Origin of the sequence: Plantibacter sp. CFBP 8804, assembly GCF_014841225.1 — a bacterium.
GTDB classification, from domain to species: Bacteria; Actinomycetota; Actinomycetes; order Actinomycetales; family Microbacteriaceae; genus Plantibacter; species Plantibacter auratus.
Map to the genome: position 1 here is coordinate 57,221 of NZ_JACYTU010000011.1, position 13,564 is coordinate 70,784.

The following is a 13,564-nucleotide window of genomic DNA, read 5'->3' on the forward strand; positions in this document are numbered from 1 at the left end:
CGGTGCTCCTCTCGACCGTCAACACTGTACCGTCGGCACCCACCGTCGGGATGTATGGAAATTACCATCCACCATCGAATTGTGTATGTTTGTTGCACCGACTCGCGACCAGTGCCCTCCTCAGGTGCGGACTGGCCGACACATGTAGCGGAGTACCGCGGGTGCTGCCGGCATGCACGATCCAGGAACCAAGGGAGGTCCCGTGACCAGCTCCACACCACGCAGCGACGTGATCAGCAGCACCGCCCGACGCCGGGCGATCGTCGCCGGCAGCGTCGGCAACTTCATCGAGTGGTACGAGTTCGGGATCTACGGGTTCCTCGCCACGATCCTCGCCGCACAGTTCTTCAGCGACGGCCAGCAGACCGGTATCGAGTCGCTCATCGCGACCTACGCGTCCTTCGCGATCGCCTTCTTCTTCCGCCCGGTCGGGGCGGCGCTCTTCGGCCGGATCGGCGATCGGATCGGCCGCAAGCCGACCCTCATCCTCGTCCTGGTCATGATGTCCGGGGCGACCGCACTCATCGGCATCCTCCCGACGTACGCCTCCATCGGCATCGCGGCGCCCATCCTGCTCACCCTCGTGCGCATCCTGCAGGGCCTCTCCGCCGGCGGTGAGTTCGGTGGCGCCGTCTCGGTCATGACCGAGTTCGCCCCGGCCGGGAAGCGTGGCTTCTACGGATCGTGGCAGTCGTTCACGGTCGCGCTCGGACTCCTCGGCGGCGCCGGCACCGTCGCCCTGCTGGCATCCCTGCTGTCCGAAGCCGATCTGGCGGCGTGGGGCTGGCGGATCGCCTTCCTGCTCGCCATCCCCCTCGGCGCGGTCGCCCTGTTCCTCCGCCTGAAGCTCGAGGAGACCCCGGAGTTCCAGAAAGTCGCCGCCGCAGACACCACCGACGTCGCCAAGCCGGTGGTCGTGCGTGCGGGCGCCGCCGAGACCGCCAAGGCGATCCTCCTGGGGATCGGACGCCTGATGGGCTGGTCCGCCGCCGGGTACACCTTCCTCGTCGTGATGCCCTCCTACCTCCAGAGCAGCCTCAACGCGTCCTTCCAGGAGGCACTGATCTCCACGGTCCTCGCGAACGCCGGATTCGCCGCGACGATCCTCCCGGCCGGCTGGCTGTCGGACAAGATCGGTCGGCGCTGGGTGATGCTCGCCGGCACCGGGCTCATCGTGATCCTGGCGCTGCCCCTCCTCAACGTGCTGCAGAACCCGGACCTCGGCGTCGGTGTCCACGGTCTCGCCGTGTTCGTCGCCGGAGCGGTCGTCGGCCTGATCGCGGGCCCGGGCCCCGCCATGCTCGCCGAGATGTTCCCCACCTCCGTGCGGTACACCGGCCTCGGACTGTCCTACTCGATCTCGAACGCGATCTTCTCGGGCAGCGCCGGCCTCATCATCACCTCGCTGATCGCCTCGACCGGCAACGTCGACGTCCCGGCCTACTACGTGATGGCGACCTGCCTCGTGAGCGCGATCGCCATCGCCACGCTCCGCGGGAACGCCCACCGGGCGGAGCTGCGCAAGTGAGCCGCCCGATGCGCGTCATCGGCCTCATGTCCGGCACCTCGCACGATGCGATCGACGCCGCCGCAGCCGAGATCAGCGTGGACGGCGACACCCTCGTCGTCCGCCCGCTCGGGATGCTCACCGCCGGGTACGACCCGGAACTGCGAGCCGCGATCACCGCAGCCCTGCCGCCCGCGAGGACCAGTGTCGACGACGTCTGCCGGTTGGACACGCGGATCGGGCAGGCCTTCGCCGATCTCGCGGTCCGAGCGGTCGCGGAGCTCTGCAACGGGGAGGCCGACCTGATCGTCTCCCACGGGCAGACGATGTACCACTGGGTGGAGGACGGCCGGGTCGAAGGCACGCTGCAGCTCGGCCAGCCGGCGTGGATCGCCGAACGCACGGGTTGCACCGTCGTCGCCGACCTGCGTTCCCGTGACGTCGCAGCCGGCGGGCAGGGTGCACCGCTCGTCAGCATGATCGACGCGCTCTGGCTGGGCGGCGAGACCGCTGCGGCCGTCAACCTCGGCGGAATCGCCAACGCCACCATCGTGCGGCCCGGCCAGGACCCGATCGCGTTCGACAGCGGACCGGCGAACGCCCTCATCGACGCCGTCGTCGCCGAGCACACCGGCGGCGCTCGGCAGTTCGACGCCGACGGCGAGCTCGCCGCACGTGGAACCGTCGACGAGGCGACGCTCGACCTCCTCCTGCGCGAGCCGTACTACCAGCGCCCCGCCCCGAAGTCGACCGGCAAGGAACTGTTCCACCTCGACTACCTCCGCGAGCAGCTCGCCGGCCGTCCGACGCTTCCGATCGAGGACCTCGTCGCGACCCTGACCGAGCTGACCGCACGGACCGTCGCCGACGCCGTCCGCGGGGTGGAGCGCGTCATCCTCGCCGGTGGTGGAGTGCGCAATCCTCAGCTCGTCGCGCGCATCCGGGCTGCACTCCCCGAGGCCGACGTCGTCAGCAGTGACGACGCAGGCCTCCCGTCCGATGCAAAGGAGGCGCTCGCCTTCGCCGTCCTCGGCTTCCTGACGGTGAACGGCCAGGCGGGGTCACTCCCCTCGGCCACCGGCGCCTCGCACGGCAGCGTCCTGGGCGCGATCGTCCCGGGACACTCGCTCCCCGCGCGGACGCTCGACGGGCCGCCTCGCTCGCTGCGGTTCGAAGCATGACCGTCGACAGCCCCACGGACCACCACGACGGCGTCAGCCCGTCCGACCCAGAACGGAGGGCCGTTCGTGCCTGAAGCATCGAGTACCTTGGCAGCGCTCTCCACCGAGGGACGCAACCCGCGCACGGTCGACCTCGACACGCTGGACACGCTCCGGCTGCTCGAGGTGATCAACGACGAGGACCGACTCGTCGCCGACGCGGTCCGAGCGGAACTGCCGAGCATCGCGCGCGCCGTGGAGCGCATCACGGAGGCTCGCCGGCAGGGCGGGCGACTGATCTACCTCGGTGCAGGGACGAGCGGTCGGATCGGACTGCTCGACGCGGTCGAGTGCCCGCCGACCTTCGGCACCGACCCCTCCGAGGTCCTGGGGCTCATCGCCGGGGGCGAGCACGCCTTCGTCGTCGCCGTCGAGGGTGCCGAGGACGACATCGAGCTCGGCGCATCGGAACTCATCGCGGCCGACCTCCGCCCCACGGACGTCGTCGTCGGTCTCGCGGCCAGCGGTCGCACCCCGTACGTCATCGGAGGCCTGCGCTACGCACGCCACCTGGGCGCTGGGACGATCGCGGTGTCCTGCAACCGGAACGCCCGGATCAGCGCCGAGGCGGACATCGCCATCGAGGTGATGACCGGCCCCGAGGCGCTCACCGGTTCGACCCGGCTGAAGGCCGGCACCGCACAGAAGCTCGTGTGCAACATGCTGTCCACCGCGTCCATGGTGCGCTCGGGCAAGGTCTTCTCCAATCTGATGGTCGACGTGAAGCCGACGAACGAGAAGCTCGTCGACCGCGCGCAGCGGATCGTCGCCGACGCCACCGGTGTCGAACGGTCGATCGCCGACGCCGCCCTGGAGCAGGCCGGCGCCCACGCCAAGACCGCCGTCGTCATGCTCCTCGCCGACGTGGACGCAGCGACGGCCGCCCGGCTGCTCGAATCTTATGACGACGACGTCCGCTCGGCAGTGGCCGCGGCGAGCGCCTGAGCAGGAACGAGAGGACACCGTGGAGATCATCATCCTTCCCGACGCCGCTGAGGTCGGTCGCGTCGCCGGCGCGAAGATCGCGTCGATCGTCGCCGGGCGGCCCCAGTCCGTCATCGGCCTCGCGACCGGGTCCAGCCCGCAGGGCATCTATGCGGAACTGGCCCGTCGCGTGCAGGCGGGCTCGCTGTCGTTCGCCGAGGCCCGCGGCTTCGCGCTCGACGAGTACGTGGGCATCCCCGCGGACCACCCCGAGTCGTACGCCAGCGTGATCGCGCGCGAGGTCGTCGCCCCGCTCGGATTCGACCCCTCGCGCGTCCGCGTCCCGGACGGGCGCGCCACGGACCTCGCGGCCGCCGCGAAGGAGTACGACCGGGCCATCGCCGAGGCCGGCGGCATCGACGTGCAGATCCTCGGCATCGGGTCGAACGGACACATCGGGTTCAACGAGCCCACGTCGTCGTTCGCGTCACGGACGCGCATCAAGACCCTGGCGCCGAAGACCCGTCAGGACAACGCCCGCTTCTTCGACTCGCCCGACGAGGTGCCGACCCACTGCATGACGCAGGGACTCGGGACCATCCTCGAAGCACGCGAGCTCGTGCTGGTCGCCCAGGGTGCTGGGAAGGCCGACGCCGTCGCGGCCGCCGTCGAGGGGCCGCTCAGCGCGTTCGTCCCCGGGTCGGCGCTCCAGCTGCACGAGCACGCGACCGTCATCGTCGACGAGGCGGCGGCATCAGGGCTGCGGTTGTCGGACTACTATCGCTACACCTACGACAACCGGCCGGACTGGCAACGCTTCGAATGAATCGGCCGGGCGATGGCCGACGACGCCCCATCCTCTGAGGCGTCCGGCCACCGCAGCCGCAACCCAGCACCCCGCTCTCCTGCACCCCGCTGACGCCCGCATTCGAGAAGGAAGCCTCGTGGCACACCCGACCACCGTCCCATCCCTCATCACCGAAGCCATCGGCGAAGCCGTGGGTGACCCCTCCCGGATCCGCACCCGGGCGATCGACCTGGCCGCGTACGCCGGGGATGCATCGCACTACCTACTGACGCCCGAGGCGGTCGTCATCGCGGAGAGCGCTGCCGAGATCGCATCGATCCTTCGGGCTGCGACGCGGTCCGCCGCGCCCGTCACGTTCCGGTCGGGTGGCACCAGCCTGTCCGGTCAGGCGTCCGGTTCCGGCATCATCGTCGACACCAGGCAGCGGTTCAAGTCCATCGAGGTGCTCGACGGCGGCAAGCGCGTCCGGGTGCAGCCGGGGGCGACGGTGGCGCAGGTCAACGCGCGACTCACGCGACTCGGCTACCGCCTCGGCCCGGACCCGGCGAGCGAGGTGGCGTGCACGATCGGCGGCGTCATCGCGAACAACTCCAGCGGCATGGCCTGCGGGATCGACGAGAACACCTACCGGACGCTGGAGTCGATGGTGTTCGTCCTCCCGTCCGGCACGACGATCGACACGGCCGACCCGACGGCCGACCGACAGCTCCACGAAGCGGAACCGGAGCTCGCCGAGGGCATCGAGCGCCTGCAGCGCCGCGTGCGGTCGGACCCGGCCTCCGTCGCGTCCATCGAGCGCCAGTTCTCCCTGAAGAACACCATGGGGTACGGCATCAACGCGTTCCTCGACTTCGAGTCACCCGTCGACGTCCTGCAGCACCTCATCATCGGCTCGGAGGGCACGCTGGCATTCGTCGCCGAGGCGACCTTCCGCACCGTCCCCGTCCTCCCGCTGGTGTCGACGGCGCTGGCCGTGTTCCCCTCCCTCGACGCGGCGACGCGCGCGCTGCCCGAGCTGGTCGCGTCCGGAGCCGCGACGCTCGAGCTCATGGACGCCACGTCCCTGACGGTCGGGCAGCGTCTCCCCGGCAGCCCGGCGGAGATCCAGGGCTTCACGCCGCAGGATCACGCGGCACTCCTCGTCGAGTACCGCTCCGAGGACGCCGTCGAACTCAGGGACCGCGCGACGGCGGGCGGTGTGCTCCTGAACGGTCTGGACGTGCACGCGCCGGTGGTGTTCTCGAGCGATGCGTCCCAGCGGTCGCGCGCCTGGGCACTCCGGAAGGGCCTCTACGCCTCGGTCGCGGGAGCGCGTCCCTCCGGCACCACGGCCCTCCTCGAGGACATCGTCGTCCCGACCGCGGCTCTCGCCGACACCTGCGCGAGCCTGCAGGAGCTCTTCGTGCAGCACGCCTATCGCGACTCGGTCATCTTCGGCCACGCGAAGGACGGCAACATCCACTTCATGCTGACCGACCGGTTCGAGGGCGACGCCGCACTCGGCCGGTTCAACGGCTTCACCGAGCAGATGGTCGACCTCGTCCTCGCGGCGGGCGGCAACCTGAAGGCCGAGCACGGCACGGGTCGCGCCATGGCACCGTACGTCCGCCGGCAGTACGGCGATGAACTGTACGGGGTGATGCTCGAGCTGAAGCGGTTGGTCGACCCGGCCGGGGTGATGAACCCCGGCGTGCTGATCGACGAGGATCCCCAGGCGCACCTCCAGGGGATCAAGCTCCAGCCGACCGTCGAGGAGGAGGTCGACCGCTGCGTGGAGTGCGGGTACTGCGAACCCGTCTGCCCGAGTCGCGACCTGACGCTGACGCCGCGGCAGCGCATCGTCGTCCGCCGTGCCGAGGAGTCCGCTCGCGCTCGCGGGGACATCGCCCTCGCGGAGGAGCTCGCGGACGACTACGACTACGCCGGCGTGCAGACCTGCGCCGTCGACGGGATGTGTCAGACGGCGTGCCCGGTCCAGATCAACACGGGCGCGCTGGTCAAGCGCATCCGGCGCACCGAGGCGGCTCCGGTCGCCGCCGCGGGCTGGAAGGCTGCTGCCACCGGTTGGGGGCCGGTCACGAGGATCGGTTCGGTGGCGCTCTCCGGCGCGAAGCTCCTGCCGGCTCCGGTGGTCGGTGCGGTGACGGACGTCGCGCGTGCCGTGCTCGGCGCAGACACCGTGCCGAAGTACTCGGGCGATCTGCCGGGCGGCGGACGGTCGCGGAAGGCCCTCGGCCGGACGGTGGGTGCCGGTGACGGTCCGACCGTCGGCATCTACGTCCCGGCGTGCGTGAACAGCATGTTCGGCGCGGTGGACGGCGGGGACGGCGTCATGGGCGCTTTCACCCGACTGCTCGAGCGGGCGGGCCTGAGCATGATGGTCCCCGACGGCGTGGAGTCGATCTGTTGCGGCACCCCGTGGTCGTCGAAGGGGTTCGCGTCCGGTGCTGCGGTGAACGAGCAACGCACGGTCGAACGCATCCGAGCGGCCGTGGCCGACAGCGGCCTCGTGGTCGTCAGCGACGCGTCGAGCTGCACCGAGGGCTTCGCGAAGCTCCTCAGCGAGAGCGGCGTGGTCGTCGAGGACGCGGTGGCCTTCGCCGCCCGGGAGATCCTGCCTCGGGTCGACGTCTCAGCGCAGATCGAGCAGCTCGTCCTGCACCCGACCTGTTCCTCACGACAGATGGGCCTCGACCCGGATCTCGTGCTGATCGGCGAAGCCGTGGCCGAGCGCGTGCACGTCCCGGACGACTGGGGCTGCTGCGCCTTCGCCGGCGACCGCGGCATGCTGCACCCCGAGCTGACGGCGTCCGCGACGAAAGCCGAGGCCGCCGAGGTCGCCGCCCTTGGTGCCGACGCGCACGCGTCGTGCAACCGCACCTGCGAACTCGGGATGACCCGCGCCACGGGCGAGGACTACCGCCACGTGCTCGAACTGCTGGACGCCGCGTCGTCAGCGCCCGCGGGCAGCGCGTCCGTCGGCCCGCGCTGATCCCCGCACCGGGTTGCCGGCCGGTTGGACCGACCTGTCACGATCCCACCAGTTGGTGTCACGTATGCGCGTTAAGTGTCACTACGTGGCCGGGCTGGCGTCCGTCGTGGCGATGGGCGTGCTCGCGTTCCTCCCGTCGACCGTCCACGAGCGGGTCGACGGCGATGATCATCCCGGATACACCACCGTGTGCTCATCCGTGGTCGTCGCCGTCTGGCCCCGCGAGCTCGGCGCGGGAGGCGACCGGATGGTCGCTCGCGGGATCGTCTCGACAGACACCTCGGAGCCGCCCTACGACGTCTGCGCCAATCGGCGCTCCCTCTCCGCCGCGGGGATGGCTGTACTCGCCATCCCAGCCAGCTCGCTGCTCGTCCTCGCCGGGGGCTCCGTTCGCCCGGCCCGCCACGCCGGAACACGCATCCGGTGACCGTGGATGACGACTCGGACCGACATCCAGCCAGGAGGTGATCGTCGACAGACCGACGACCAGGGCTTCCAAGCCGAATGACCCCGCACTCCACTGCCCCCACCATGGGCAGGGCAGGCGTCGACTACGGTGCGGGATCCGGTCGCGCGCGACCTGCGAGGAAGGCCCCGACGAGTTCAGTCTCGTAGTAGGTGCTCAACGACATGTCCAGTTGCGGCTCTCGGAGTGCCGGGTCGGCCCCACGCTGGCGGAGGAGGTCGAAGATCCGCGAGAGGTCTTCGACGAGCTCCGGGTTCAACGGTCTGCCGTCTCGCGCATCGGGCTGTCCGTGCGGCCTGCGAGGAAGGACGTCGTGTGCTGCGCGTGCGGCGCGACCGAGCGGCGTGCATCCTTTCGAATCCACTGCGCGTACATCGGCGCCCGCATCGAGCAGCGCCACGACGACGCTGTACGCGTCGTCCGACTTCGATGCGCTGTTCACCGTTCGGAACGCTCGCTCCGACTGCGCAGTGAACGTCTGACGCATCCAGCGTGAGCGTTGCACTGCAGCCACGAGCGCATCGTGGAGCACAGGTTTGGCCCATCCACTCGGCGAATCGACGTCGACGAACCCGGGATCGGCGCCGCTCGCCAGCAAGAAATGCGCGATGGCGAATTCGCCGGAACGGACTGCCACCTGCAGAGTGGATTGTCCGGCGTACTGCTTCGGCGTACCCGCGGCGACGGCTCCGACGACCGACGGATCCTGTGCGATCCGGTCTCGGACCTGCTGCTCGGCCCCGTTGACGATGTCCGTGAAGATTGCGCGCATGGCCCCATCCTCACCCACTCGGTGGCCGGTCTCGTGTCCGACGCTCTGTGGCGGACACGAGACCGACTCTCGACAGACCGATCAGTGACCGGGCCCACCGTAGGCGGCGTCGGCGACGAAACCGCAGGACGCCTCCCAGGTGCTCTGCTCCGACTCGGGGAAGGAGTAGTCGTAGCCGGTGGCATCCAACTTCCACTGGTGGCTCTCCTCCGGAGACAGGCCGTCGGGCATCCCGGTCGCCTGCTGACCTTCGGGATACGGGTAGGCCTGAAGCGTCATGTCGACGGCGCCCACGAACTCGTGGCCGCGGTCGACCATGCATGAGCGCATCGCATCGATCCAGCCCTGATACTGCGTCGCGAACGCCAGTGCCGTGGCACGCTCCTCCTCGGTCGGCACGTAGGCCGCCTCGGCAGCTGCGGTCGCCGCGTCACGCTCCTCACGACAGGGGACCGCGGCCGCCTGCCAGGCGTCCTGGTCGGCCTCGCTCAGACCTGGCGGCATCCCGTCGAAGCTGGTGTCGTCGAACCCGAACCCCGCTTCGGTCATGCAGGACGCCATGGCGGCTTTACCAACCTCGAAGAATCGCTGCCAGAGGCCCTGCAGGTAGAACTCATTGATGTGCGTGGACTCGGTGGGCGGCGTGGTCGCGGTCGGCGTCGCGCTCTCGGTCGGCGTCGCGGTCGCCTCCGCCGGCGCCTCCGCGGAGCTCGCCACGGCGTTAGCCGCCACACCGCCGAGTCCGCCGGCGACCACCAGTCCGGACGTGAGCAGTACCAGGATCTTCTTGCGAATCATCATCTCCCCCAATGTTCATGGAACGTGTTTATAGGAAGATAGCTTCCCCAAGCGGATGTCGCAACCGGTTACTGAGTCGGAACACGTCTCTCGGCCACTCGTCGAGCAGTGCGGCGGTGCCTCTACCCTGGGTTCTGTGAGCATTCCTCGGAACGACAGTGGGCCGGTGCGTGGCTGGCTCGGCCCGGATTGGGAAGCGAGCGTCGATCCTCGCCGCCTCGACGAGTTGCGGTGGAGCATCGAGCAGGAGATCAGCACCTTCCGCGGCTTCCGACACCGGTTGAAGACCGAAGGTGAGTACTCCATACTCGGGCTGGTGCTCGGGATCCCGTTCCTGATCCCACAGGTCTTCGGACTCGTCGACGCCTTCACGGCCGCATCCGAGCCGGGCATCGGCGTGCTTGGGGAGTGGCTTTCGAGGCCGGCTGTGGCGGGGTGGGTCACCGCGGGCGTCCTGTTGATCGCCATCTCGGTGGTGTCCATCCAGGTACGTCTCCGGCGAGAGTTCGGGATCTTCCGCAAGGACGGCTGGGTCGCCCTGCAGGCACCGAGCGGCCTCGCCGAATGGGGTGGCGAGGGTTCGCCCACCATCACCTACGATCAGCGCTTGGTCGGCGGCAGGGGTGAAGCTCGCGCTCGCGATCTCCAGAAGCCGTTCATGCTCGTCTCAGGCCCGCGGATGCCGACGTGGGTGTTCGCGGGCGCCCTGCACACAGTCCGCACGGCCACGGTGGCGCGTGCATTCGACATCCACCGACTGGCGGTGCTCAAGCAGCAGATCGGCGTCTTGCGCGCCATTCCCGCGACAGTGGCGTTCCCTCAAGCGGACGGTTGCCTGTTCGGCGCGCAGGACGAGGGACCGCTCACCGTGGCCCTCCCTCGTCAGGTGAAGGCCGGCCAACGGATCCGGCTCGCCCGCGTGAAGCTCACCCGCGCCGAGCGGGAGAGCGTCATGATCGGCCATCCGTCCTGATCGCTGATGCACCCGAGGCCGGCCCGACCGTGGTGATCGCCCGTTGCGTTCACCGTGCTCGGGATCGTGATCTGTATTCGGGTTGATTTCAGTAAACCCGAATAAGGTAGCGCGATGATCTCGCCTACCGGCTCGGCAGGGCTGGAACGGTCCTGGCCGGCGACGAATTACGAACCGCGGCCATGGACGCACGACAGCGACGCGGTCGCGCCCAAGCGACGCCGCCGGTCGGCCGCGGGCCCATATCAGGCGGCAGTCCCTCCCCTCATCGCTCATCTGTCCGTCGAGCTGCCCGCGGACCTCGTGGCTGCAAGCGAGGACGCCGGCCGTGAGCTGACCCGCTTCGACGCCGAGGTCGGTACGCTCGCAGCTCCGTTCTCGTCGATCCTGCTGCGGACCGAGAGCGCATCGAGCTCTGAGGTGGAACATCTCACCTCGAGCGCGAAGCAGGTGGCGCTCGCCGAGATCGGCGACTCGACGTCGGTCAACGCCAAGCTCGTCGTACAGAACGTCGCCGCCGTGGAGGCGGCCGTAACCCTGGCGGATCATCTGGACCCGAAGGCGATCCTCACGATGCACCGCGCACTGCTGGATCGGTCTGATCCCGACATCGTGGGTCGGTGGCGCGACGACCAGGTGTGGATCGGCAGAACCGGCTTCTCCCCGCACGGCGCCGCATTCGTCCCCCCGCATCAGGATCGTGTGCCTGAGCTCATGGCGGATGTGATGGCGTTCGCGAACCGTCTCGATGTGCCCGTCATGGCGCAGATCGCGATCGCTCACGCTCAGTTCGGGACGATCCACCCCTTCCCGGACGGCAACGGACGCACTGGCCGCGCGCTCGTGCAGGGCATGCTGCGGGCAGCTGACGTGACGAGGAACGTCACTGTACCCGTGTCCGCTGGCCTGCTCGGCGACACTGACCACTACTTCCGCGCGCTCACGGCGTACCGATCCGGTGACCTGCGCCCGATCATCGAGACGATGACGGAAGCCGCGTACGCGGCGGTCGCCAACGGCCGAACGCTGGAGCGCGACATCACGTCGATCGCAGAGCGGTGGGACGAAACCGTGAAGGTGCGCAGCGATTCATCCGTGCAGCGTCTGAAGCAGCTGCTCCTGCGGCAGCCGGTGATCACGACGTCGCTGGTGGCATCGACCCTGGGGCTGCACTTCTCGACAGCGGACACCTCGGTGCAGAAGCTCGTCGACGCCGGGATCCTCGTCCAGTCCAGCGCCGGCCGACGGAACCGCCACTGGCAGGCCAGCGAGGTCCTGCAGGCGCTGGACGAGTTCGGCGCACGGGCCCGTCGTCGTCGGGGAGGTTCCTGACCTCTGGTCGGCCCGGCGCCGCCGAGCACCGACCACTGGCATCATCGACCCATGAGTGAATCCCCGATCGAACGAACGACCCTGAGCACGGTGACGCTCGATGGGGCTCCGAGCTTCGCCTCCGTCGAAGTGCGACGCATCACGATCGCCCCCGACTTCCACGTCGGGCCGCACTGGCACAACGGCCCGGTCTTCGGCACCATCGAAACCGGCTCCGTGAACTTCCAGGTGGGGGCTGGGCCTCGGACCGTCCTGCGCGCCGGCGACACCTTCCATGAGCCGGCGAACGAGACGATCGTCTTCGACGCGACCGACGAGGGCGTCACCTTCCTCGCATGGTTCCCGCTGCCGGCCGGCGTCGAGCCGGAACTGACGATGGGCGAAGCGCCCGCCTGACGTCCGACCAAGCGGCATTGGGCGTGGACGTGACGGTCGGTGTCGGAGGTGTCGGACCCGCACGAATCCGGGTCTGACCGCGGACGGGCCCCGAGAGGTCCCCCGGGGCCCGTCATCGCACCGTGTGCGCTTACGCGACGCAGGACTTCAGTCCGTAGACGGAAGCAGCCAGTCCGACGTAGGCGATGACGCCGGTGCCGGCGGTCTGAACGATGCCGTACGCGGACGCGCCGGTACCGACGACGGCGACCAGGCAGTCCATGTTGATGGCGTTCGGATCGGCGATGGTCCCGTGCCCGGTCAGCGCGATGGTCTCGATCTGCTTGCCGTTGATGTACTTCTGCAGGTACGAGCCCTTGCAGGTGCTCAGCGCCGCGCCCTTGGTCATGCTGTAGGACGAGCCGTCGGTGCCGACGCAGACGTATTCGTACTGCCCAGCGGGTTCGGCGTTCGCGGCGCCCGCCGCGCCGACGGTCAGCCCCATCGCTGCGACCGCGGTGATCAGGATCCGAGAGAACTTCGTACGCATCAGAGATACTCCTTTGTCTCGTTTGTTTCCGAAGCCGACACCGTACCCACCCGTCGTCGCTTGAAGTCAAGGACGAAGGCGTGTTACTCGCGGGCGCGCGTCCCACTTCGACGATCCGCGCGCCAGCCCGGCCCGATCGTGGCCACGGGACCGACCGCTGGATCGGAGGCCGCACCATCGACACCCACGTGAAGAACCTCCGGGCCAAGATCGAGTCCGATCCACAGCAGCCCACCCGCCTCGTCACCGTCTACGGGGTCGGGTGCACCCTCCACGCGGGCTGAGCGAGGCCCGGACGCCTCGCGCCGCTGGCTCAGGTCAGGACAGGCAGTGCCCAGAAGCTCAGCACGGCACCCGAGACGAGCACCAGCCCGGCAGCACACACGAGGCCCGCGCTGATCCTCCTGGCGAGACCGAGACGTCGACGCAGGCGGGCGACGGTCTCCACGTGCATCGCGAGTTCTGCTGCGAAACGACGGCGCAAGGCGTCGTCTGCCGGTGTGGTCGGAGCGGCGGCCGTCGGCTCGGACAGCCGCTCCACGACGCGGGCAGAGGCGTCGATCCGCAGCTGCACCGCTCCCGCGACCTGCTGGACGACGACTCCGACAGCCAAGAGCGACGCCCCGAGCGAGATCACGATGACCGGCAGGGTCTGCGCCAGCTCCTCCTCCGAATAGTCGTCCAGTGGGCCCACAGCCGCCGCCGTTGCGACGAAACCGACGCCCAACACAGCCAGGAGTACGACCAGTGCTCCGGGCCAGGTGGAGAGCGGCTCATCGACGAGTTTCCGGAAGCCCTGGATGTTCTGCGTCTGCTCCATGCACCGAACCTACCCGTGTCGGTGACA

General features: G+C 69.3%; 14 protein-coding genes. 10 read left to right on the forward strand and 4 right to left on the reverse strand.

The features are described from left to right. Window positions 1-202: 202 nt before the first annotated feature. The 6 genes from IFU11_RS15920 (at window position 203) to IFU11_RS15945 (ending at window position 7,878) form a co-directional block, all read left to right on the forward strand. Window positions 203-1,528, forward strand: a complete 1,326-nt coding sequence (locus IFU11_RS15920) for an MFS transporter (protein ID WP_199862342.1) — start codon at window positions 203-205, stop codon at window positions 1,526-1,528. Window positions 1,529-1,536: 8 nt separating this feature from the next. Beyond that, window positions 1,537-2,688, forward strand: a complete 1,152-nt coding sequence (locus tag IFU11_RS15925) for an anhydro-N-acetylmuramic acid kinase (RefSeq protein ID WP_192019576.1) — start codon at window positions 1,537-1,539, stop codon at window positions 2,686-2,688. An 87-nt stretch (window positions 2,689-2,775) separates the two neighbouring features. Next, window positions 2,776-3,672: an N-acetylmuramic acid 6-phosphate etherase gene (murQ, locus tag IFU11_RS15930; protein ID WP_192019577.1), complete on the forward strand. Its 897-nt coding sequence runs from the start codon at window positions 2,776-2,778 to the stop codon at window positions 3,670-3,672. Between the two features lie 19 nt (window positions 3,673-3,691). Continuing rightward, entirely contained in the window at window positions 3,692-4,477 is a 786-nt protein-coding gene (gene nagB, locus IFU11_RS15935) for a glucosamine-6-phosphate deaminase (RefSeq protein ID WP_371742804.1), read from the forward strand. A 118-nt stretch (window positions 4,478-4,595) separates the two neighbouring features. Next, window positions 4,596-7,451: an FAD-binding and (Fe-S)-binding domain-containing protein gene (locus IFU11_RS15940; RefSeq protein ID WP_371742805.1), complete on the forward strand. Its 2,856-nt coding sequence runs from the start codon at window positions 4,596-4,598 to the stop codon at window positions 7,449-7,451. Window positions 7,452-7,515: 64 nt separating this feature from the next. Next, window positions 7,516-7,878 (forward strand): hypothetical protein, encoded by a 363-nt coding sequence (locus tag IFU11_RS15945; RefSeq protein ID WP_192019579.1) that lies wholly within the window; start codon window positions 7,516-7,518, stop codon window positions 7,876-7,878. Between the two features lie 124 nt (window positions 7,879-8,002). Here IFU11_RS15945 and IFU11_RS15950 read toward each other — a convergent pair whose 3' ends face one another. Next, entirely contained in the window at window positions 8,003-8,689 is a 687-nt protein-coding gene (locus tag IFU11_RS15950; RefSeq protein ID WP_192019580.1) for a hypothetical protein, read from the reverse strand. Window positions 8,690-8,770: 81 nt separating this feature from the next. Continuing rightward, entirely contained in the window at window positions 8,771-9,490 is a 720-nt protein-coding gene (locus IFU11_RS15955; protein WP_192019581.1) for a hypothetical protein, read from the reverse strand. 133 nt (window positions 9,491-9,623) lie between these two features. On the opposite strand from IFU11_RS15955, the gene IFU11_RS15960 reads away from it, so the two are divergent. From IFU11_RS15960 to IFU11_RS15970, 3 genes are all read left to right on the forward strand, one after another. After that, complete coding sequence (locus IFU11_RS15960) at window positions 9,624-10,460, forward strand: hypothetical protein (protein ID WP_192019582.1); 837 nt, start codon at window positions 9,624-9,626, stop codon at window positions 10,458-10,460. Window positions 10,461-10,574: 114 nt separating this feature from the next. Further along, window positions 10,575-11,792 carry a Fic family protein gene (locus IFU11_RS15965; protein WP_192019583.1) on the forward strand — a complete coding sequence of 406 codons (1,218 nt, stop codon included), beginning with the start codon at window positions 10,575-10,577 and terminating at the stop codon, window positions 11,790-11,792. A gap of 51 nt (window positions 11,793-11,843) precedes the next feature. Continuing rightward, window positions 11,844-12,188, forward strand: a complete 345-nt coding sequence (locus IFU11_RS15970; RefSeq protein ID WP_192019584.1) for a cupin domain-containing protein — start codon at window positions 11,844-11,846, stop codon at window positions 12,186-12,188. 130 nt (window positions 12,189-12,318) lie between these two features. On the opposite strand, the gene IFU11_RS15975 is transcribed toward IFU11_RS15970, so the two are convergent. Further along, on the reverse strand, window positions 12,319-12,717 hold the full coding sequence (locus IFU11_RS15975) for a hypothetical protein (RefSeq protein WP_192019585.1): 399 nt from the start codon (window positions 12,715-12,717) through the stop codon (window positions 12,319-12,321). Between the two features lie 80 nt (window positions 12,718-12,797). On the opposite strand from IFU11_RS15975, the gene IFU11_RS20845 reads away from it, so the two are divergent. After that, window positions 12,798-13,001: a winged helix-turn-helix domain-containing protein gene (locus IFU11_RS20845; RefSeq protein ID WP_342365610.1), complete on the forward strand. Its 204-nt coding sequence runs from the start codon at window positions 12,798-12,800 to the stop codon at window positions 12,999-13,001. A gap of 29 nt (window positions 13,002-13,030) precedes the next feature. Here IFU11_RS20845 and IFU11_RS15985 read toward each other — a convergent pair whose 3' ends face one another. Continuing rightward, window positions 13,031-13,537: a hypothetical protein gene (locus IFU11_RS15985; protein ID WP_192019586.1), complete on the reverse strand. Its 507-nt coding sequence runs from the start codon at window positions 13,535-13,537 to the stop codon at window positions 13,031-13,033. Window positions 13,538-13,564 lie beyond the last annotated feature (27 nt).

Excerpts from the sequence above, each read along its gene's own strand:
- IFU11_RS15970 (WP_192019584.1), top strand. The coding sequence starts at position 11,844 with ATGAGTGAATCCCCGATCGAACGAACGACCCTGAGCACGGTGACGCTC.
- IFU11_RS15955 (WP_192019581.1), bottom strand. The coding sequence starts at position 9,490 with ATGATGATTCGCAAGAAGATCCTGGTACTGCTCACGTCCGGACTGGTG.
- IFU11_RS15925 (WP_192019576.1), top strand. The coding sequence starts at position 1,537 with ATGCGCGTCATCGGCCTCATGTCCGGCACCTCGCACGATGCGATCGAC.
- IFU11_RS15975 (WP_192019585.1), bottom strand. The coding sequence starts at position 12,717 with ATGCGTACGAAGTTCTCTCGGATCCTGATCACCGCGGTCGCAGCGATG.
- IFU11_RS15985 (WP_192019586.1), bottom strand. The coding sequence starts at position 13,537 with ATGGAGCAGACGCAGAACATCCAGGGCTTCCGGAAACTCGTCGATGAG.
- IFU11_RS15965 (WP_192019583.1), top strand. The coding sequence starts at position 10,575 with ATGATCTCGCCTACCGGCTCGGCAGGGCTGGAACGGTCCTGGCCGGCG.
- IFU11_RS15945 (WP_192019579.1), top strand. The coding sequence starts at position 7,516 with ATGCGCGTTAAGTGTCACTACGTGGCCGGGCTGGCGTCCGTCGTGGCG.
- IFU11_RS15950 (WP_192019580.1), bottom strand. The coding sequence starts at position 8,689 with ATGCGCGCAATCTTCACGGACATCGTCAACGGGGCCGAGCAGCAGGTC.